Source organism: Falsiroseomonas bella, assembly GCF_003173615.1.
Classification (GTDB): Bacteria; Pseudomonadota; Alphaproteobacteria; order Acetobacterales; family Acetobacteraceae; genus Falsiroseomonas; species Falsiroseomonas bella.
On the sequence record NZ_QGNA01000005.1, the window covers coordinates 231,564 to 251,383 of the forward strand.

Annotated in this window: 16 protein-coding genes; 13 read left to right on the forward strand and 3 right to left on the reverse strand. The window is 70.6% G+C overall.

Annotation, left to right across the window (positions count from 1 at the left end):
- Positions 1-54 precede the first annotated feature (54 nt).
- A complete protein-coding gene (locus DFH01_RS21755; protein ID WP_109872608.1) occupies positions 55-1,617 on the reverse strand; it encodes a winged helix-turn-helix domain-containing tetratricopeptide repeat protein in 1,563 nt (520 codons plus the stop codon).
- Between the two features lie 227 nt (positions 1,618-1,844).
- Positions 1,845-3,530 (reverse strand): glycosyltransferase, encoded by a 1,686-nt coding sequence (locus DFH01_RS21760; protein ID WP_109872609.1) that lies wholly within the window; start codon positions 3,528-3,530, stop codon positions 1,845-1,847.
- Positions 3,531-3,617: 87 nt separating this feature from the next.
- Between DFH01_RS21760 and zapE the strand changes: the two genes are divergently transcribed.
- The 4 genes from zapE (at position 3,618) to DFH01_RS21780 (ending at position 7,247) form a co-directional block, all read left to right on the forward strand.
- On the forward strand, positions 3,618-4,778 hold the full coding sequence (gene zapE / locus DFH01_RS21765; protein ID WP_109872610.1) for a cell division protein ZapE: 1,161 nt from the start codon (positions 3,618-3,620) through the stop codon (positions 4,776-4,778).
- A gap of 126 nt (positions 4,779-4,904) precedes the next feature.
- Positions 4,905-5,414 (forward strand): hypothetical protein, encoded by a 510-nt coding sequence (locus tag DFH01_RS21770; RefSeq protein WP_109872611.1) that lies wholly within the window; start codon positions 4,905-4,907, stop codon positions 5,412-5,414.
- A 119-nt stretch (positions 5,415-5,533) separates the two neighbouring features.
- The gene (locus DFH01_RS21775; RefSeq protein ID WP_109872612.1) at positions 5,534-6,508 is read left to right on the forward strand and encodes a Bug family tripartite tricarboxylate transporter substrate binding protein; all 975 of its coding nucleotides are present in this window, start codon (positions 5,534-5,536) and stop codon (positions 6,506-6,508) included.
- A 7-nt stretch (positions 6,509-6,515) separates the two neighbouring features.
- Positions 6,516-7,247: an L-threonylcarbamoyladenylate synthase gene (locus tag DFH01_RS21780; RefSeq protein ID WP_109872613.1), complete on the forward strand. Its 732-nt coding sequence runs from the start codon at positions 6,516-6,518 to the stop codon at positions 7,245-7,247.
- Positions 7,248-7,260: 13 nt separating this feature from the next.
- On the opposite strand, the gene DFH01_RS21785 is transcribed toward DFH01_RS21780, so the two are convergent.
- On the reverse strand, positions 7,261-7,968 hold the full coding sequence (locus DFH01_RS21785; RefSeq protein WP_109872614.1) for a TetR family transcriptional regulator: 708 nt from the start codon (positions 7,966-7,968) through the stop codon (positions 7,261-7,263).
- A 174-nt stretch (positions 7,969-8,142) separates the two neighbouring features.
- Between DFH01_RS21785 and DFH01_RS21790 the strand changes: the two genes are divergently transcribed.
- The 9 genes from DFH01_RS21790 (at position 8,143) to odhB (ending at position 19,806) form a co-directional block, all read left to right on the forward strand.
- Positions 8,143-9,729 carry an ABC transporter substrate-binding protein gene (locus tag DFH01_RS21790; RefSeq protein WP_158287855.1) on the forward strand — a complete coding sequence of 529 codons (1,587 nt, stop codon included), beginning with the start codon at positions 8,143-8,145 and terminating at the stop codon, positions 9,727-9,729.
- An 11-nt stretch (positions 9,730-9,740) separates the two neighbouring features.
- Positions 9,741-10,268 carry a cupin domain-containing protein gene (locus tag DFH01_RS21795; protein WP_199231341.1) on the forward strand — a complete coding sequence of 176 codons (528 nt, stop codon included), beginning with the start codon at positions 9,741-9,743 and terminating at the stop codon, positions 10,266-10,268.
- Entirely contained in the window at positions 10,265-11,647 is a 1,383-nt protein-coding gene (locus tag DFH01_RS21800) for an amidase (RefSeq protein WP_199231342.1), read from the forward strand. The genes DFH01_RS21795 and DFH01_RS21800 overlap by 4 nt, the downstream gene beginning before the upstream one ends.
- Before the next feature lie 4 nt (positions 11,648-11,651).
- Complete coding sequence (locus DFH01_RS21805; protein ID WP_109872616.1) at positions 11,652-12,194, forward strand: GNAT family N-acetyltransferase; 543 nt, start codon at positions 11,652-11,654, stop codon at positions 12,192-12,194.
- Between the two features lie 130 nt (positions 12,195-12,324).
- Positions 12,325-13,278, forward strand: coding sequence for a malate dehydrogenase (gene mdh, locus DFH01_RS21810; RefSeq protein WP_109872617.1), 954 nt, complete (start codon positions 12,325-12,327; stop codon positions 13,276-13,278).
- A gap of 55 nt (positions 13,279-13,333) precedes the next feature.
- Complete coding sequence (gene sucC / locus DFH01_RS21815; protein WP_109872618.1) at positions 13,334-14,530, forward strand: ADP-forming succinate--CoA ligase subunit beta; 1,197 nt, start codon at positions 13,334-13,336, stop codon at positions 14,528-14,530.
- A 3-nt stretch (positions 14,531-14,533) separates the two neighbouring features.
- Entirely contained in the window at positions 14,534-15,430 is an 897-nt protein-coding gene (gene sucD, locus DFH01_RS21820) for a succinate--CoA ligase subunit alpha (protein WP_109872619.1), read from the forward strand.
- A gap of 191 nt (positions 15,431-15,621) precedes the next feature.
- Positions 15,622-18,531: a 2-oxoglutarate dehydrogenase E1 component gene (locus DFH01_RS21825; protein WP_109872926.1), complete on the forward strand. Its 2,910-nt coding sequence runs from the start codon at positions 15,622-15,624 to the stop codon at positions 18,529-18,531.
- A 21-nt stretch (positions 18,532-18,552) separates the two neighbouring features.
- Positions 18,553-19,806, forward strand: a complete 1,254-nt coding sequence (odhB, locus tag DFH01_RS21830) for a 2-oxoglutarate dehydrogenase complex dihydrolipoyllysine-residue succinyltransferase (RefSeq protein ID WP_109872620.1) — start codon at positions 18,553-18,555, stop codon at positions 19,804-19,806.
- The last annotated feature ends 14 nt before the right edge of the window (positions 19,807-19,820 follow it).

Sequence of the window (19,820 nt, forward strand, 5' to 3'; positions counted from 1 at the left end):
GTTGCTTGCGCCGCCAGACATGAGCCGCCTCCCCCTTTTTGGTTGTTCCTGGCCTCAGGCCGGCAGGCCAGCCGCGGCGAGCCGTTCGACGAACCGGTCGCGCATCGCGCCGCGCAGCGGCGTGCGGGCCGCGAAGCCGGCGAGGCTGAAGCCCGGCTCGACCGCGAGCAGCCGCGGCACCTCCGCGCGCGCCTCCTCCACCCGTCCCTCCGCGACGAGCCCGGCGATCAGCACCCGCCAGTTCGGCGCATGCTCGGGGTTCGTCTTGGCGGCGCGGCGTGCCCAGGCGATCGCCTGGTCGTGGTTTTCGCAGGTGTAGTGGGCCTGCGCGACGATATGCTCGTGCAGGAAGGTGAAGGCGTCGGACGGGGCGAGACGCAGCGCGCGCTCGGCCCAGGCGAGCGCCTCCTCGCCCTCGCCGAGCCAGCACCGGACGGCGCCGCCCCAGCTCCAGGCGAGCGCGTTGCTCGGGCTGATCGCGACCGCCTGGTCCAGGATCCGGCGCGCCTCCTCGAAGGCGTGCTTCATGTAGCCGAGCAGGAAGCCGCGCAGCGCCAGCGCGAAGCCGTCCTGCCGGTCCCGCTCCAGCGCCTGGTCCGCGAAGCGGCCGGAGGCCTCGGCCTCGGCCGCGACATCGTCGGACCAGCCCTGGGCGATGCGCAGCGAATACCACCAGGCCGTGTAGCTGTAGGGCAGCGCGCTTTGCGGATCGGCCTGCTTCGCCAGGTCGAGCAGCAGGCGCGCGCGGTCCATCGCGGAGCGGTCCATGCGCCGCATCTCGTCCAGCGCGCGCAGGACGTAGTCATAGGCGGTGAGGCTGCTGGGCGGCTTACGCATGGCGCGCGCCAGCTCCTCGGCCTTCACCTGGGGCAGGATCAGGCCGGCGACCTGCTCCGCGATGCGGTCCTGCATCTCGAACAGGTCGGCCTCGACGCCGTCGTAGCGGTCGGTGCGCAGGATCGTGCCGCGTTCCGTCTCGCTGAGCTCGGTGGTCACGCGCAGGCGGCCGCCGGCGCGGCGCACGCCGCCATAGAGCACGTAGCGCACGCCGAGCTCGCTGCCCGCCGCGCGCGGGTCGAGCGAGGTCTGGGCGAAGGCGAGTGCCGAGCCGCGGCTGACCACGAACAGCCCGTCGAGCCCCGAAAGGACATGCACGATGCCCTCGATGATGCCGTCGGCGAAGTAGGCATCCCGCGGATCGCCGGCATTCGCACGGAAGGGCAGCACGGCGATGGAGGGGCGATCGTCCGCGCGGCGGGAGATCGGCGCCGGCGCGGGCGGCGCGGCGGGCGCCTCGGCGACCTCGCCCTGCAGCAGGTAGCCGCGGCGGGGCAGGGTCTTCAGCGTGGCGGCGCCGGCCGCGCCCATCGCCTTGCGCAGCTCCACCACGCATTGCGTGATGCTGTCGTCGGTGACGAAGAGGCCGGGCCAGACCGTGTCCAGGATCTCCGCCCGCGGCACCACGCGACCGGGATTGGCCAGCAGCAGGCGCAGCAGATCGAGCGTCTTCGGACGCAGGACGGTCTCCGTGCCACCCGGCGCCACAAGGACGCCGCGGCCCTCGTCCAGCAGGCATTCGCCGAACCGGACCTTCCGCGCGCTGCCCCTGATCTCCATACCCTGCGCCCGAGTCGAAACCACCCTGATCGTATGTCAGGGTTCCGACACTGCGCCAGGGGGCCAAGCCGCGATGCGGCAAGGCGATCACATGCCGCACCCGGGGTCGGCGCGGAGCGGGTAGCGACATGCGGCTCTCCAGCAAGCCTGCGCGGAGAGTCTAGATGCGCCGCCGCATCGAATCCCGAAGCCGATCCGAATTCCGTCCGAAAGCCGAAGCCGGGCCGCTACCCGTCGGCAAGCCTCAGCAGATCAAGCTTCAGCAACCATGCAAGCGAACGATTCATACGCCACGCACGCAAGGGTTGCAATTCGGCGCTGAGTCGGGCGGCCGTTGCCGGCCCCTGCTCCAGCACCTCCAGCGCCGCCTGGATTGAATCCATTGACGGCAGCAGGTCGCGCCGCGGCGCCGCCCCGGGCAGCCCGGCATAGGCGCGCAGCCGCACGAGCACGGCGGCGGCATCCTCGCCCGGCGGCAGCATCAGCCGCGTCTCCGGCGCGAGCCGGCGCGTCGGGTAGTGGGCGAAGAGGATCGAGGGATCGGGCCGGTGCGGCACCCGCGCCTCCCCCCGCAGCGGGGCCGCGCGCTCCGCCCGCGCCTCCCGGCGCAGCCGCGCCAGCTCCGCCCACAGCGCACGCCACTGCCCGATCACCACGGGCCAGTCGAAGCGCGCCAGCGCATCGCGCCGCGCCGCCGCGCCCATCGCCCGCCGCATGACGGGATCGGCGATCAGCGCGGCGAAGGCGGCCTCGGCGGCGGGCACGTCCACGGCGGTGAACTGCGCGACGCCGGCGATGAAGGAATCGTAGCTGTCGAAGCCGGCATCGTGGCGCTCGGCGAGGTCGGGCATCGGGCCGCCCAGCGTGGTCGGCACGCGATAGCCGGTCTCGCCGTGGCGGATCGTGTCCTTCAGCCCGTCCCAGTCGGTGCCGACCACCGGCAGGCCGGCCGCCAGCGCCTCCACCGGCGCCAGGCCGAAGCTCTCCTGCACGTTGTCGGAGAGCAGGGTGAAGATGTCCGCGGCGTTGCGCAGCGTCGTGCCGGTCTCCGGCCGCTCGACCAGGCAGATCTCGAGATGCGGCGCGACGGCCTTCGCCTGCTCGTGGAAGGCGCGGCGCTGCGTCTCGTCGGCGAACCAGCCGGACAGGATCAGCACCACCCGCGCGCCGGGCGGCGCCTTCGCGGCGGCGCGCCCGAGCGCGAGGAACATCGGCAGCGGATGCGCCTTCGCGTGGAAGGAGAGTCGCCCGTGATGCAGCACCGCCACGTCCTGCTCGCGCAGTTCAAGGCGCGCCCGCCATTCCGCCCGCGCGCGCGGGTCGGGCGCCAGCGCCGCGCAATCCACGCCGAGCGGGATCACCGGCAGCGCCGGCCCCTCGATGCGCGTGGCGCCGAGGCGGCGGGCGAGATAGCCGCCCTGCATCTCCAGCAACCGCCGCACCGCGCCGCGCACCGGCTCGGAGGTGCAGACGATCGCATCCCAGGGCTGCACCGGCGCGACCAGGCTGTCGAGGATGGAATCCATCGCGCCGGCGGAGGCGATGGTGTGGGTGACGCCGACCAGCGACCAGGCCGTGGCAGGGCCGATCCGCCGCCGGCGCCAGGCATGCTCCCCGAGGCCAGGGCCGGGCAGCATCAGGCATCCGATGCCGGCCAGGCGTTGCAGCTCGTTGTCCGGGATCGCCTCGGCCGGCGCGGCGGCGCCGAGCGTGGCGACATGGCGGCGGAAGGCCTCGGCATCTGCCTCGCCGCGGGTCAGCGCCACCATGCGCTCGAAGCCGGCATGCCGGACGAGACCGATGAGGAACCCCTCCCCCGCCGCATGGCGGCCCATCAGCCGCGGGCGCGAGGTGTCGTAGCCATCCGGCGCGTAGAGCAGCGCGGCGCTGGGGGGCGAGGGCGGCGGCGGCATGGCGGGGTGCAGGCTGCGGGGCGGGCGGGCGGGACGTCAACCGCGGCCGGGTTGCCGCAGGCCCAGGCGCGGCGTATCGCGCGGCGCATGGATGCCTCGCCCGCCGCCGGGGGCCCCCTGCCCGCCTATCGCGCCATGCTCGCCGAGGGAACGCTGCAGCCGGACGCCGCGCAGGCGCGCGCGGCGGAGATGCTGCACGACCTCTGGCGCCGCACCCGAGGCTACGACCCGCATCCGGAAGAGCCCGAGCAGGGCGGCTTCTTCGGTCGCTTCCTGCGCCGCAAGCCGGTGGCGCCGGAGGAAGCGCCGGCCGGCACGCCGATGGGGCTCTACCTCGTCGGCGAGGTCGGGCGCGGCAAGTCCATGCTGATGGACCTGTTCTTCGCGACGGCGGAGGTCGCGCGCAAGCAGCGCATCCACTTCCACGAATTCATGCAGCATCGCGTGCATGCGCGCATCCACGCCTGGAAGCGCAAGCATGGCAACACCGCCGATCCGATCCCGCCGCTGGCGGATTCGATCGCGGAGGAGGCGGCGCTGCTCTGCTTCGACGAGTTCCAGGTGCACGACATCGCCGATGCGATGATCCTGGGCCGGCTGTTCCAGGCGCTGTTCGCGCGCGGCACCGTCGTGGTCGCGACCAGCAACACCGCGCCCGACGACCTGTTCAAGGGCAGGCCCGGCCGCGACGCCTTCCTGCCCTTCATCGCGCTGATCAAGCGACGACTCGAGGTGCTGGTGCTGGATGCCGCGCGCGATTACCGGCGCGAGCGCATCCTCGACATGCCGACCTGGCACATGCCGGCCGATGCGCGCGCCGAGGCCGCGATGGACCGCGCCTTCCGTGAGCTGACGGGGCAGGACCACGGTTCGCCGATGCAGCTCACGCTGCTCGGCCGCGCGATATCGGTGCCGCAGGCGGTGGACGGCGTGGCGCGATTCGACTTCGACGCGCTCTGCGGCCAGCCGCTCGGGCCGGCGGACTACCTGGCGGTCGCAACGCATTTCCACACCCTGCTGCTGGATGGAATCCCGCGACTCGGCGCCGAGAATTTCGACAAGGCGAAGCGATTCATCACGCTGGTGGATGCGCTGTACGAGCATCGCGTGAAGCTCGTTGCGAGCGCGGCGGCCAGCCCGGATCGCATTTACGAACGTGGCGAAAATGCGGCGATGTTTGCGCGCACGGCAAGCCGCCTGCACGAGATGCAGAGCCGCGATTGGCGGGGCCGTCCGCACCTCACGTAGAATCTGAAGATCGGCCGTTGACAGGGCCACGCTGCACGGGTCTAGAGACAGGCAGTCGCGGAGTGGTCCAGGGGGGACCGGCCGCCTCGTGGTGGGCGGCAGCACCAGAAGGGGAACACCGTACGCATGCGCAGGATCCTGCTGGCGTTGATCGTTCTTGCCTGCTCGATGCCCACGGCGGATGCCGCGCGGCGCGACGAGACGAACAGGACAACAGCCGGCAGATCGGCGCAGGCGCAGAAGCCGCCGCAGCAGGCGCGGACCAGCGCGCCGCGGCAGCAGGCGGCGTCGCGTTCCAGCGCGCGCAGCGCATCACGGCAGCAGGCAACGTCGCGCCAGGCGACGACCTCGCGCAGCAGCGCGCGGCGCAGCGCGGCGCTTCGGCCGGGCGATGCGCGAAGCTCGCGCAACGGCGTGGTCGTGCGCGGCGCATCCGCGGCGGCCGTGCCGCGCAACGCGGCGCAGAGCTGCACGCGCCGCAACGGCCGCACCAGCTGCGCGCCGGCGCGCAGCAGCATCGCCGGCTGGCAGAGCGGCCTTCCGACAGCGAGCTACGCGCAGCAGGAATGCCCCGTCGGCACCTTCGCCACGCTCGCACGCGGGCATGACGACGTGGTCCGCTGCATGCCGCTCTGAGCCGGCCCGGCCAGACGCAGTCTCGGGGGCGCCTTCGGGCGCCCTTCGCGTTTCCGGCCCTTGCGGCGACGCGCGCCTCGGCGGAAGCTCCCGGAAAATCGGGAAGGGACGCCAAGGACATGCATCGCCGCACGCTGCTCGCCACCGCGACCGCCGCGCTCGCCACCGCCATCGAGGCACGGGCGCAATCCGCCGGATGGGCACCGAACCGCCCCATCCGCCTGATCATCCCCTATCCGCCGGGCGGCGGCACCGACACGCTGGCGCGGCCCTGGGCGGAGAGGATGCGCGTCCGGCTCGGCCAGCCGCTGGTGATCGAGAACCGCGGCGGTGCAGCGACCAACATCGGCATGGAGGCCGCGGCGCGCGGCACCGCGGATGGCCATACGCTGGTGATCAACGCCGACAACATCGCCTATTTCCCGATGCTCTATCGGAACATGCCCTACGACCTGTTCCGCGATTTCATCCCCATCGCCTACATGGCCGAGACTCCGCTGGTCGTTGCCATCAACCCGGAGGTACCGGCGCGCACGCTGCGCGAGTTCGTCGCGCTGGCGAAGGCGAACCCGGAGAAATACAGCTTCGCCAATCCATCCGTCGGTTCGCCGCATCACCTCGGCTTCGAGCTGCTGGCGCGGGAGGCCGACATCAAGCTGGTGCAGGCGCAGTATCGCGGCGGCGGACCGGCGATGAACGACGTGCTGGCCGGGCATGTGCATCTCGGCGTGTTCAGCCTGGGCTCGGTGACGCAGCATTTCGCCGCCGGCAAGCTGCGGCCGCTGGCGGTGCTCTCCACCCAGCGCTCCCCGGCGGCGCCGGATGTGCCGACCACGGCGGAGGAGGGCCTGCCGCGCGTGGTGAATGCGTTGCGCTTCCTGGTGCTGGCACCCGCCGCGACGCCGCCCGAGGCGATCGCGGCGCTGCATGCGGCGACGCTCGCTTCCCTGAACGACCCTGAGCTGCGCGCGCAGCTGACGCAGGCCGGCTTCACGATCACGCCAAGCACGCCCGACCAGGCCGCGGCCATGCTGCGCGAGGAGCGCGACCGCTGGGCGCCGATCCTGCCGGGCCTCAACCTCAATCTTGGGTGAGCGCGCGATGAGCAGGCTCGACATCTCGGGCGATGCCCGCCGCGTGGTCGCGGCGGTGAAGGCAGGCGGCGTCGCGATCATCCCGATGGATGTCGGCTATGCCGGCATCGGCGGCTGCCACGACGCGCTGATGCGCTTCTTCCACGCCAAGGGGCGCGGCGCACACAAGCGCAACGCGATGCTCGGCAATCTCGCGCTCCATGACGAGCTGCATCTGCTGGATGCGCGTGGGCGCGACATGGTGCGCTGCCTGGTGGAGGACCACGACCTGCCGGTGGCGGTCGTCGCCGGCTTCCGCGAGCAGCATCCGCTGCTGCGCGCGCTGGGCGACGAGGCGCTGGCAGCGAGCACCGATGGCGGCACGCTGGCGATGCTGCTGAACGCCGGCAACTTCCTGCGCGCGGTGACCGAGGAAGCCACCGCGCAGGGCCAGCCGCTGTTCGGCAGCAGCGCGAACCTCACCGGCACCGGCACGCGCTTCCGCGCGGCCGATGTGCAGCCGGAGATCCTGGCGGTCGCAGATGTGGTCGTGGATTACGGGCTGCAGAAATACAACCGCTACCGCCGGTCCTCGACGATGATCGACTTCCGCACGATGGAGGTGATCCGCATCGGCAGCTGCTACGAGGTGATCGCGGAGGCGCTGAAGCGCCACTTCGACGTGGAACTGCCGCCCGATCCGGGGCTGGAGGCGCTGCCGTCCGGCCATCTGCGGGAGGCGCAGCGGGTCTATTCGTAGGGGGCATGCGGCTTCAAGGGTCGGTCGCGCCCCCACCCCGGCCCTCCCCCGCATAGCGGGGGAGGGAGAGAGCGGCGAGCACGAACTCCACCACGTGCCGGCGGCGCTCCGCCAGCGCGTCGGCCGCCAGCAGGTCTCGTCCGAACACGGCGGACAGCGTGTAGGCGTTCGAGAAGGTGAAGTAGCAGAGCGCGCTGATCGAGACGTAGAGCTGCAGCGCGTCCATCCCCGGCCGGAAGACGCCCGCGCGCTCGCCGCGCCGCAGGATCGCGTCCAGCCCCGCGATCAGCGGCGCATAGACATCGGCCAGCACCTTCGACTTACGGATGTGCCGGCCCTTGTTGACGTTCTCGTCGCCGAGCAGCGCGACGAAGTCGCGGTTGGCGCGGAGGTGGTCGAAGGCCAGGCCGACGAAGCTGCGCAGCGCCTCGACCGGGTCGGCGTCATCCGCCTGCAGCCGCGCGTCCTGCGCGCGGGATGCGCGGTAGGCGGCTTCCAGCACGGCCAGGTGCGCATTCGCCTTCGAGCCGAAATGGTGGGTCAGGATCTGCTTGGAGACGCCGGCGCGGCGGCAGATCCGCTCGATGCTGGCGCCGTGATAGCCGGAGGCGGCGAATTCCCGATAGGCGGCGTCGAGCAGGTTGCGGCGCGTCCGCTCCGGGTCGCGGACACCGTTCGAGGGCGCGCGGCGGCGGCGCGACGAGATCAGCTTGGTGTCCATCGCCGCCCCCAATGGCGCCCCGTGGCCATCCGCGCAAGCGCATGAATCAACCGAGCGGTTGACTCGCATCCCGCGGAAATCCTAGCGTCCACTCCAAGAGGGAATGTCCGGCCCGCCCGGCGCATGGGCGGTGCCCGCCGTGCAGCATCGCGTCATGGGTGGGAGGATTCCGTCATGCGTTCCGCTCTTCTCGGCCTGGGGGTTGGCCTCGGGCTCGGCTTGTCGCTGCTGGCGCCGCCGGCCGCGGCGCAGGATGCGCAGCGCGTGCTGCGCGTCGTGCCCTCGGCCGATTTGTCGGAGCTCGACCCCACGCGCGGGCCGAACCTGGTGGCGCGCATCTACCAGCAGATGGTCTTCGACACGCTCTTCGCCTTCGACAAGGACCTGCAGCCGCAGCCGATGATGGTGGAGAGCCGCTCCGTCAGCGACGACGGGCTCACCTACCGCTTCACGCTGCGGCCGGGGCTGCGCTTCCACGACGGCAGCCCGGTGACCACGCGCGACGTGGTCGCTTCCATCGAGCGCTGGATGGGCGGCACCTCCATCGGCGGGCAGCTCAAGGCGCGGCTGGCCAGCATGCAGGTTGTCGACGAGCGGAGCTTCACCCTCACGCTCAACCAGCGCTTCGGCCTGGTGGAGTTCCTGCTCGCCGGCCCCGGCGCGCCGATCGCCGCGATCATGAAGGAGGCGGATGCAAGGCGGCCGGACAACGTGCCGATGACGCGCCCGATCGGCTCCGGCCCCTTCCGCTTCCTGGCCGACGAACGGCGGGAGGGCAACCGCGCGGTCTTCGCGCGCAACCCCGACTATGCGGTGCGCAGCGAGCCGACCAGCGGCCTCGCCGGCGCGCGCAACGTGAAGGTGGACCGCGTCGAGTGGGTGATCATGCCGGACGCGACGACGGCCGCGAATGCGCTGGCGACCGGCGAGGTGGACTTCCTCGAGGCCGTCGGCCCCGACCTTGCGGGCTTCCTGCGCCGGCGCGGCATGACGGTGCGGCGCATCGCGGCGCTGCCGACCTATGCGTTCGTGCGGCCGAACTTCCAGGTGCCGCCCTTCAACGACGTGCGCGCGCGCCAGGCGCTGGCGCTCATCATCGACCAGAACGAGATGATGCCCGCGGTCGCCGGCGGCGACGGCCGCTGGAGCGTCTGCCATTCGTTCAGCGTCTGCGGTTCGGTCTATGGCACGGAGGCGGGCAGCGAGCCGTATCGCAGGCCTGACATCGCCCGCGCGCGGCAATTGCTGCAGGAAGCAGGCTATCGCGGGGAGCCGCTGATCCTGCTCGGCACCACCACGCTCGCGCCGATCAACACCATGACGCAGGTGCTCGCGCGGCGGCTGCAGGATGCGGGCGTGACCGTGGACGTGCAGATGACGGACTTCCCGACCATGCTGCAGCGGATGCATGCTCAGGATCGCCCGATCGGCCAGGGCGGCTATCACCTGTTCACCTATTATGCGATCGGCACCAGCTGGTTCCACCCGCTGATGAACCTCTCGCTCGACCTGCGCTGCGGCGAGCGGAACTGGGCCGGCTATCCCTGCGACCAGCAGGGCGAATCGCTGCGCCAGGCCTTCTTCGCGGCCCCCGACGACGCCGCGCGCCGCGCCGCCTTCGAGGCCTTCCAGCGCCGCGCCTGGGAGTACATCCCCTACATCCCCGCCGGCCAGTTCGACGTGTTCAGCGGCTACCGCCCGAACGTCACCGGCATCCCGGACGGCGCCTTCATCGCCTACTGGAATATCGAGAAGAGGTAGAGGAGCGCGCGATGGCCAATCTCCAGATCTCCGTCGAGGCGATGAAGCAGCGCGTTGCGCTGTTCCGAGACCTCAAGCCCTCCTCGCGCCCGCTGGTGGATGCGGTGCTGCCGCAATACGAACGCCAGATCTACCAGGTGATCGGCGGCGGCGTGATCGAGGACCCGGCGATGCGCGCGCCGATCCCGGCCGACGGCTTCCACCTGTCCATCGTGCGCTGCGGGCCGGGCAAGGGCACCGGCCTGCACAACCACAAGACGGTCGAGGTCTTCATGCCGTTGACCGGCACCTGGTCCGTCATCTGGGGCGACGAGGGAGAGAGCGAGTTGCAGATCGGGCAATACGACACGATCAGCATCCCCCCCGGCGTGCTGCGCGGCTTCCGGAACGACAGCGACCATGAGGCCTTGCTGCTGGCGCTCGTCGGCGGGCAGGATCCGGGGAAGGTGGCCTGGATCCCGACGGTGCTGGAAGCCGTGGCGCAGAAGGGCTTCGGCCTGGATGAGAAGGGGCAGATCGTGGAGTTGCAGAAGCCTTGACCGAGCTCTGGCGCCTGCCCGCGACGCGGCTCGCCGCCGACATCGCGGCGAAGCGCGTCTCGCCGGTGGAGGTGATGGAGGCGGTGCTGGCGCAGGCGGAGCGCCAGCATGCGCGGCTCAACCTCTTCGTCCTGCCGCTGTTCGACGCGGCGCGGGAGGCGGCGAAGCGCGCGGAAGCCGCGGTGATGCGCGGTGAGACCCTGGCGCCGCTGCATGGCGTGCCCTTCACGGTGAAGGACAATGTCGCCATGCGCGGCCTGCCGACCGGCAACGGCACCGCCGCGATGGAAGCGCCGCCGGCGACGGAAAGCTGGGCGGTGGTGGATCGGCTGGTCGCCGCGGGCGGCATCCCCATCGGAAAGACGACGCTGCCGGAATTCGCGCACAAGGTGCTGACCGACAGCATCGCCTGCGGCGTCACCCGCAACCCCTGGCACCTGGAGCGCACGCCGGGCGGCTCCTCCGGCGGCGCCAGCGCGGCGCTGGCGGCGGGCGTCGCGCCGCTGGCCATCGGCACCGATGGCGGCGGCTCCATCCGCTGCCCCGCAAGCTGCACCGGCGTGGTCGGGCTGAAGGCGACACTCGGAAAAATCCCGAACGAAAGCTTCCCGGATCCGTTCGGCAACTACGCCTATGTCGGGCCGATGGCGCGCACCGTCGCCGATTGCGCGTTGATGTTCGACATCATGCAGGGGCCGCAGCCGCGCGATCCCTGGTCGCTGCTCGCCCCGCCCATGCCGCCCGTGCCCGCCGTGCAGGGCCTGCGCATCGGCTGGATGGAGCACGTGGGGAAACATCGCACGCATCCCGAGGTGCTGGCGGCGATGCAGCGAGCCCGCGCCGCGCTGGAACAGGCCGGCGCCGTCACCGAGGATCTGCGCGCCCCCTGCTTTGACGACGCCTTCGAGACCTACATCGTCGTCGCCACCACCGCTCATGCCGCCCGCCTCGGCCCGCTGGAGGAGAAGCAGGGCGCGCGCATGACGGAGTCCATGCGGGAGAGCATCGGCATCGGCCGGGGCTTCTCGGGCGCCGACCTGGTGCGGGCGATGGACCGGCGCGGGGCGCTGCACCGGGCGGTGCAGGCGCTGTTCGACCGATTCGACCTGATCGCGACGCCGACCATGCTGGCGCCGCCCGTGGCGCTCGACGCCGGCGGGTCGGTCGCCAGCAGTTTCTATGCGGAATGGGCCGCACCGCTCTATCCGCTGAACCTCACGGGCAATCCCGGCGCGTCGGTGCCCATCGGCTTCGGAGCCGAGGGCACGCCGATCGGCCTGCAGCTGATCGGCCCCTGGCACGGGGAGGCGCCGATCCTGGCCGCCGCGGCGGCGCTGGAGCAGGCGCTGGACTGGCCGGCGCGATGGCCCGATCTCTAGGGGCATGACCGGTCCCGTCCTGGACACGCCCCGCCTGCTGCTGCGCCCGCCCCGCCTCGAGGATCTGGAGGGCTGGACCGCGCTGGCCTCCGATCCCGAATCGGCGCGCTTCATCGGCGGCGTGCAGCCGCCCTTCGGCGCCTGGCGCAGCCTCTCGGCCATGGCCGGATCCTGGAGCCTGCAGGGCTTCGGGATGTTCTCCGTCATCGAAAAGGCGACCGGCGCGTGGATCGGCCGGATCGGGCCCTGGCACCCGGTGGGCTGGCCGGGGCCGGAGATCGGCTGGGGCATCCTGCGCAGCACCTGGGGCAAGGGCCTGGCGCTGGAGGCGGCGACGGCCAGCATGGACTGGGCCTTCGGCACCTTGGGCTGGGACCGGGCGGTCCATCTGATCCACCCGGACAACGCCCCCTCCCGCGCGCTGGCCGGGCGGCTCGGGTCGCGGCTGCTCGGGCCGGCCAGCCTGCCCCCGCCCTTCGCGGAGGAGCCGGCGGAGCTCTGGGGCCAGACGGCGACGGAATGGCGGGTGCGGCGGGCCCCGGGCTGACCCCCTCCCTGCCCCGCCTTGCCCATGTTGCACCGCGGGAGTAGGAACCCGCGGGGCGGTCATCGCCCTTGAAAAACGACATGCCCGGGACCACCCGCACCGGCGGCCGGGCCAGGTTTGAGGACCGCGCATGGCCCGCAAGAAGATCGCCCTCGTCGGCGCCGGCAACATCGGCGGCACGCTCGCCCATCTGATCGGCCTGAAGGAGCTCGGCGACGTCGTGCTGTTCGACGTCTTCCCGGGCGTCGCCGCGGGCAAGGCGCTCGACATCATGCAGTCCGGCCCGGTGGACGGCTTCGACAGCCACATGGTGGGCGCGGGCGACTACGCCGCCATCGAAGGCGCCGACGTGGTGATCGTCACCGCCGGCTTCCCCCGCATGCCCGGCATGACGCGCGACGACCTGCTGACCAAGAATGCCGGCGTCATCACCCAGGTTGCCGAGGGCATCGCGAAGTATGCCCCGAACGCCTTCGTCATCTGCATCACCAACCCGCTCGACGTGATGGTGTGGGTGCTGCAGCAGAAGTCGGGCCTGCCCGCGAACAAGGTGGTCGGCATGGCCGGCGTGCTGGACAGCGCGCGCTTCCGCCTGTTCCTGGCGCAGGAGTTCAACGTCTCGGTCGAGGACGTGACGGCCTTCGTGCTGGGCGGCCATGGCGACACGATGGTGCCGCTGACCCGCTACTCCACCGTCGCCGGCGTGCCGGTGCCGGACCTGGTGAAGATGGGCTGGACCACGCAGGAGAAGATCGACGCGATCGTGAACCGCACCGCCAATGGCGGCGGCGAGATCGTGAAGCTGCTGGAAAAGGGCAGCGCGTTCTACGCCCCGGCGGCGAGCGCGATCGCGATGGCGGAGAGCTACCTGCTCGACAAGAAGCGCGTGCTGCCCTGCGCGGTGCTGCTCAACGGCGAATACGGCCAGAAGGACTTCTATGTCGGCGTGCCGGTGGTGATCGGCGCGAACGGCGTGGAGCGCGTGCTGGAAGTGCAGTTCACGCCGGAAGAAAAGGCCGCCTTCGACAAGTCCTGCGACGCCGTGAAGAAGCTGATCGAAGATTTTCGGAAGCTCGGCGTCTGACTGCTCCGGTCGGGGGAGCGGTCCCCCGGCCGCTTCCACCTGACCGGAGACCGGCATGAACATCCATGAATACCAGGCCAAGGAGCTGCTGCGCCGCTACGGCGTCGCCGTGCTCGACGGCCATGTCGCCTGGACGGCGGACGAGGCGGTGGCGGGCGCAAAGAAGCTGCCCGGCCCCGTCTATGTGGTGAAGTCGCAGATCCACGCCGGCGGCCGCGGCGCCGGGCGCTTCGCGAACGACCCGAACGGCAAGGGCGGCGTCCGCGTCGTCAAGTCGCTCGACGACGTGAAGGCGGCGGCCGAGGCGATGATCGGCAAGACGCTGGTCACCAAGCAGACCGGCCCGCAGGGCAAGGTCGTCTCCCGCGTCTATGTCGAGGATGGCTGCGACATCAAGCGCGAGCTCTATCTCGGCCTGCTGGTGGACCGCGACACATCCCGCGTGGTGATCATGGCCTCGACCGAAGGCGGCATGGAGATCGAGGAGGTGGCGGCAAACCACCCCGAGAAGATCCTGAAGGTGCATGTGGACCCCGCCTCCGGCATCTCGGGCTTCCATGCGCGCAAGCTCGCCTACGGGCTCGGGCTCGAGGGCAAGCAGGTCGCCAGCTTCCAGAAGTTCGTCACCGCGCTCTACGGCGCCTTCCACGAGCTCGACTGCGCGATCGTGGAGATCAACCCGCTGGTGGTCACCGGCGCGGGCGAGATCGTGGCGCTGGACGCCAAGGTCTCCTTCGACGACAGCGCGCTGTTCCGCCACAAGGACCTCGAGGCGCTGCGCGACGACAGCGAGATGGACCCGAAGGAGCTCGACGCGGTCCAGAACGACCTGAACTACGTCGCGCTGGATGGCGAGATCGGCTGCATGGTGAACGGCGCCGGCCTGGCGATGGCCACGATGGACATCATCAAGCTCTACGGCTCCTCGCCGGCGAACTTCCTCGACGTTGGCGGCACGGCGAACGCCGCGCGCGTGACGGAGGCGTTCCGCATCATCACCTCGGACGCCAACGTGAAGGCGATCCTGGTGAACATCTTCGGCGGCATCGCCAAGTGCGACATGATCGCGACCGGCATCGTGGAGGCGAGCAAGAACCTCTCGCTGAAGGTGCCGCTGGTGGTTCGCCTTGAAGGCACGAATGTCGAGCTCGGCAAGAAGATCCTGGCCGAGAGCGGGCTCGCGATCATCGCGGCCGACAACCTGGCCGACGCCGCCCAGAAGGTCGTCGCCGCCGTGAAGAAGGGGGCCTGAGCCATGGCCGTCCTCGTCGACAAGAATACGCGGGTGATGACCCAGGGCTTCACCGGCGCCCAGGGCACTTTCCACGCCTCCCAGGGCATCGCCTATGGCAGCACCTATGTCGGCGGCACGACGCCCGGCAAGGGCGGCACGATGCACCCCGAGCTGAACCTGCCGGTGTTCAACACGGTGGCCGAATGCGTCGCCGCCACGCAGGCGAACGCCTCCGTCATCTACGTGCCCGCGCCCTTCGCCGCGGATGCGATCCTGGAGGCGATCGACGCCGAGGTGCCGCTGATCATCTGCATCACCGAAGGCATCCCGGTGCTGGACATGGTGAAGGTGAAGCGCGCGCTCTCCGGCTCGAAGTCGCTGCTGGTCGGGCCGAACTGCCCGGGCGTCATCACGCCGGATGCCTGCAAGATCGGAATCATGCCGGGCCACATCCATCGTCGCGGCTCGGTCGGCATCGTCTCCCGCTCCGGCACGCTGACCTATGAGGCGGTGGCGCAGACCACCGCGGCCGGCCTCGGCCAGTCCAGCTGCGTCGGCATCGGCGGCGACCCGGTGAAGGGGCTCGACTTCATCGACGTGCTCGAGATGTTCCTGAAGGACGACGAGACGCAGTCCATCATCATGATCGGCGAGATCGGCGGCGAGGCCGAGGTGCGCGGGGCGGAATTCCTCCGCAAGGAGAACTTCGGGCCGGGCAAGCCGAACAAGCCGGTGGTCGGCTTCATCGCCGGCGCCACGGCCCCGCCTGGCCGCCGCATGGGCCATGCCGGCGCGGTGATCTCGGGCGGCAAGGACACGGCGGCGGCGAAGATGGAGGCCATGGCCTCGGCCGGCATCCGGGTGGCGGACAGCCCGGCGGCGCTGGGCTCGACCATGGTGAAGGCGCTGGGCCGTTAAGGGTCCGGAAGGGCTTGGGGCGGAGGCTCCGGGCCCGCGGGGGACGGATCTGCCGCAAAGCCGCCCTTCGGACTATGTAGGCAGCGGGCCGCCGCCCCACGGGGCGGCGGTCGCGTATCCGGGGCGGAACCCGGAACGAAGAGGTTGAGGATCCGGCGGCAGCCAGGCAGGCCCCCGCCGAGGAGGACATGATGGCCGGAGTGGACATCCTTGCGAGCGCGATGTCGGGGGCGAATGCCGCCTTCCTCGCGGATCTCTACGCCCGCTGGGTGGAGAAGCCGGACAGCGTCGATCCCTCCTTCGCCGAGCTCTTCGCCGCGCTGAACGACGAAGCCCGCGCGGTGCTGGAGGATGCCTCCGGCGCGTCCTGGGCGCCGCGCACCCGCGGCAAGTTCGGCCCCGACCCCGAGCCGCCGCCGGCGCCCCGGAAAGACGGGAAGGGCGCGCCCGCCGCCGCCCCTACCGGCGCGGCCACGCCCACCGTGGACAAGGCCGCCGCGCAGCGCGCGGTGCTGGATTCGATCCGCGCGCTGATGCTGATCCGCAGCTACCGCGTGCGCGGCCATCTGGAAGCGCAGCTCGATCCGCTCGGCCTTCAGAAGCCGGCCCCGCACCAGGAGCTGACGCCGGCCACCTACGGCTTCACCGACGCCGACATGGACCGGCCGATCTTCCTCGATTTCGTGCTGGGCAAGGAATACGCGACGCTGCGGGAGATCCTGGCGATCTGCCGCGCCTCCTATTGCGGCTCGATCGGCGTCGAGTTCATGCACATCCAGGACCCCGACCAGAAATCCTGGATCCAGCGCCGGATCGAGGGGGCGCCCTGGCTCACCGCCTTCGGCAAGGCCGAGAAGACGAAGATCCTGCAGGAGTTGACCGAGGCGGAGGGCTTCGAGGCCTTCTGCGCAAAGAAATACGCCACCACCAAGCGCTTCGGCCTGGAAGGCGGCGAGAGCACCATCCCCGCCATCGAGACGGTGATCGAGACCGCGGCCTCGCTCGGCGTGAACGAGGTCACCATCGGCATGGCGCATCGCGGGCGCCTCAACGTGCTGGTGAATGTGGTCAAAAAGCCCTACTCGGCGGTCTTCTCGGAGTTCAAGGGCGTCTCCGCACACCCCGAGGACGTGCAGGGCTCGGGCGACGTAAAGTACCATCTCGGCACCTCGACCGACATCGAGATCGCCGGGCGCATGGTGCATCTCTCGCTGCAGCCGAACCCCTCGCATCTGGAAGCGGTGGACCCGGTGGTGGTGGGCAAGGTGCGCGCGCGCCAGGACATGGCGGGCGACACCAAGACCCGCCGTTCCGTCATGGGCATCACCCTGCATGGCGACGCCGCCTTCGCCGGCCAGGGCGTGGTGTATGAGACGCTGGCGATGAGCCAGCTCATCGGCTACCGCACCGGCGGCACCATCCACATCGTCACCAACAACCAGATCGGCTTCACCACCGTCGCGGCGCATGCCTATTCGGGCCTCTACTGCACCGACGTGGCAAAGAGCATCCAGGTGCCGATCCTGCACGTGAACGGCGACGACCCGGAAGCGGTGGTGTTCTGCGCGCGGATGGCCGCCGAGTTCCGCATGCAGTTCGGCGCGGACATCGTGCTCGACATCGTCTGCTATCGCCGCCACGGCCACAACGAGACGGACGAGCCGGCCTTCACCCAGCCGATCATGTACGGCCGCATCAAGGAGATGCGCACCACGCGCGCCCTCTACGCCGAGAGGCTGGCGCGCGAAGGCTCGCTCTCGGCCGACGAAGCGAAGGCGATGTACGACGCATTCAACGCCACGCTGGAGGAGGCTTTCCAGGCGGCGCAGAGTTTCCGGCCGAACAAGGCGGATTGGCTGGAAGGCCACTGGTCCGGCCTCAAGGCGGTGGCCGTCGGGGAGGAGGTCGAGAAGCTGCATGAGACGGCGGTCGGCCTCGATGCACTGCGCGAGGTCGGCGCGGCGCTGACCCGTGTGCCAGCGGAGTTCAACGTCAATCCGAAGATCGCGCGCCAGCTTGAAGCGAAGAAGCAGGCGATCGAAACGGGCGAAGGCCTCGACTGGGCGACAGGCGAGGCGCTGGCCTTCGGCACGCTGCTGCTGGAAGGCCATCGCGTGCGCCTCTCGGGCGAGGACGTGCAGCGCGGCACCTTCAGCCATCGCCACGCCTACCTGATCGACCAGAAGACGCAGGCGGAATACGTCCCGCTGAACAACATCCGCGCCGGCCAGCCGCGCTTCGAGGCGTTCAACTCCCTGCTGTCGGAGTTCGGCGTGCTCGGCTTCGAATACGGCTACAGCCTGGCCGATCCGCGCACCCTCGTGCTGTGGGAAGCGCAGTTCGGCGACTTCGCCAACGGCGCGCAGGTGATCATCGACCAGTTCATCGCCAGCGCGGAGACGAAGTGGCTGCGCATGTCCGGCCTGGTGATGCTGCTGCCGCATGGCTACGAGGGCCAGGGGCCGGAGCATTCCTCGGCGCGCCTCGAGCGCTACCTGCAGCTCTGCGCGGAGCGCAACATGCGCGTCGGCAACCTGACCACGCCGGCCAACTACTTCCACGCGCTGCGCCGCCAGCTCAAGGCGAACTACCGCAAGCCGCTGGTGCTGATGACGCCGAAGTCGCTGCTGCGCCACAAGCTGGCCGTCTCCTCGCTGGCGGATTTCGCGCCGGGCAGCGGCTTCCAGTACGTGATCCCGGAGATCGACGCGATCGCCCCGGATGCCGAGGTGAAGCGCGTCGTGCTCTGCACCGGCAAGGTCTACTACGACCTGCTGCAGGAGCGCCGCGAGAAGGGCGTGAAGGACGTCGCCATCGTGCGGCTGGAGCAGCTCTATCCCTTCCCGCAGATGAGCCTGGGCAAGGCGCTTGCGCCCTATGTGAACGCCGAGGTCGTCTGGTGCCAGGAGGAGCCCGAGAACATGGGCGCCTGGAGCTTCGTGGACCGCCGCATCGAGAAGGTGCTCGGCGGGCTGGAGCACAAGGCGCGGCGCCCGCGCTACATCGGTCGTGAGGAAGCCGCGAGCCCGGCCACCGGCCTCGCGCGGATCCATCAGCAGCAGCAAGAGATGTTGGTGCGCCAGGCCCTTCGGTTGGCCTGAGCACGCGAGAGGCAGAGCAAGATGACGGAGATCGTGGTTCCCCCCCTGGGGGAGAGCGTTTCGAGCGCAACCGTGGCGCGCTGGCTGAAGAAGGCCGGAGAGGCGGTCGCGGCCGATGAGCCGCTGGTGGAGCTCGAGACGGACAAGGTGACCGTCGAGGTCAACGCCCCCGCCGCCGGCGTGATCGAGGCGATCGCCGCGAATGAGGGCGCGGAAGTCGCCGCCGGCGCGGTGCTCGGAACCATCACGGCCGGCGCCGCTGCGGCGCGCCCCGCCTCCACCGGCACGCCGACCGCGCCGACGCCCGCCCCCGCTGCGGCCGCCGCGCCGCATGTCGAGGCGCCGCGCACGCCGACCGGCCCGGTCTCGCGGCCCGGCGAGCCTTCCGCGGCGCTGCCGAACGGCCCCGCGGCGACCAAGCTGATGGCCGATGCCGGCATCGGCGCCGGTCAGATCGCGGGCACGGGCAAGGACGGGCGCATCACCAAGGGCGACGTGCTGGATTTCCTGAGCCGCCCCGCCGCCGCGCCCGCCGCGGCCGCAGCCCCCGCGCCGAAGGCTGCGCGCGCGCTGGAGACGGGCGAGGAGCGCGTGAAGATGACGCGCCTGCGCCAGACCATCGCGCGTCGCCTCAAGGAAGCGCAGAACACCGCCGCGATGCTCACCACCTTCAACGAGGTGGACATGGGCGCGGTGATGGCGCTCAGGAACGAGTACAAGGACGTCTTCGAGAAGCGCCACGGCGTGAAGCTCGGCTTCATGAGCTTCTTCGTGAAGGCCTGCGTCGCCGCGCTGAAGGAATTCCCCGCGGTGAACGCGGAGATCGAGGGCGACGAGATCATCTACAAGCACTTCGTCCACATGGGCATCGCCGTCGGCGGGCCGAGCGGGCTGGTGGTGCCGGTGCTGCGGAACGCCGACCAGCTCGGCTTCGCGCAGATCGAGAAGTCCATCGGCGATTTCGGCCGCCGCGCCCGCGACGGCGCGCTGAAGCTGGATGAGCTGACCGGCGGCAGCTTCACCATCACCAATGGCGGCATCTACGGGTCGCTGATGTCCACGCCGATCCTGAACCCGCCGCAGTCCGGCATCCTGGGCATGCACAAGATCCAGGAGCGGCCGATGGCCGTCGGCGGCAAGGTCGAGATCCGCCCGATGATGTACATCGCGCTCAGCTACGACCACCGCATCGTGGACGGGAAGGAAGCCGTCAGCTTCCTGGTCCGCGTGAAGGAAGCCATCGAGGATCCCCGCCGTCTCATGCTGGACGTGTGATCCCGCCGGACGAT

What these genes read in the sequence shown, in the direction of transcription:
- DFH01_RS21755 (WP_109872608.1), bottom strand. Translation starts at nt 1,617, where the DNA reads ATGGAGATCAGGGGCAGCGCGCGGAAGGTCCGGTTCGGCGAATGCCTG.
- DFH01_RS21760 (WP_109872609.1), bottom strand. Translation starts at nt 3,530, where the DNA reads ATGCCGCCGCCGCCCTCGCCCCCCAGCGCCGCGCTGCTCTACGCGCCG.
- zapE (WP_109872610.1), top strand. Translation starts at nt 3,618, where the DNA reads ATGGATGCCTCGCCCGCCGCCGGGGGCCCCCTGCCCGCCTATCGCGCC.
- DFH01_RS21770 (WP_109872611.1), top strand. Translation starts at nt 4,905, where the DNA reads ATGCGCAGGATCCTGCTGGCGTTGATCGTTCTTGCCTGCTCGATGCCC.
- DFH01_RS21775 (WP_109872612.1), top strand. Translation starts at nt 5,534, where the DNA reads ATGCATCGCCGCACGCTGCTCGCCACCGCGACCGCCGCGCTCGCCACC.
- DFH01_RS21780 (WP_109872613.1), top strand. Translation starts at nt 6,516, where the DNA reads ATGAGCAGGCTCGACATCTCGGGCGATGCCCGCCGCGTGGTCGCGGCG.
- DFH01_RS21785 (WP_109872614.1), bottom strand. Translation starts at nt 7,968, where the DNA reads ATGGACACCAAGCTGATCTCGTCGCGCCGCCGCCGCGCGCCCTCGAAC.
- DFH01_RS21790 (WP_158287855.1), top strand. Translation starts at nt 8,143, where the DNA reads ATGCGTTCCGCTCTTCTCGGCCTGGGGGTTGGCCTCGGGCTCGGCTTG.
- DFH01_RS21795 (WP_199231341.1), top strand. Translation starts at nt 9,741, where the DNA reads ATGGCCAATCTCCAGATCTCCGTCGAGGCGATGAAGCAGCGCGTTGCG.
- DFH01_RS21805 (WP_109872616.1), top strand. Translation starts at nt 11,652, where the DNA reads ATGACCGGTCCCGTCCTGGACACGCCCCGCCTGCTGCTGCGCCCGCCC.
- mdh (WP_109872617.1), top strand. Translation starts at nt 12,325, where the DNA reads ATGGCCCGCAAGAAGATCGCCCTCGTCGGCGCCGGCAACATCGGCGGC.
- sucC (WP_109872618.1), top strand. Translation starts at nt 13,334, where the DNA reads ATGAACATCCATGAATACCAGGCCAAGGAGCTGCTGCGCCGCTACGGC.
- sucD (WP_109872619.1), top strand. Translation starts at nt 14,534, where the DNA reads ATGGCCGTCCTCGTCGACAAGAATACGCGGGTGATGACCCAGGGCTTC.
- DFH01_RS21825 (WP_109872926.1), top strand. Translation starts at nt 15,622, where the DNA reads ATGGCCGGAGTGGACATCCTTGCGAGCGCGATGTCGGGGGCGAATGCC.
- odhB (WP_109872620.1), top strand. Translation starts at nt 18,553, where the DNA reads ATGACGGAGATCGTGGTTCCCCCCCTGGGGGAGAGCGTTTCGAGCGCA.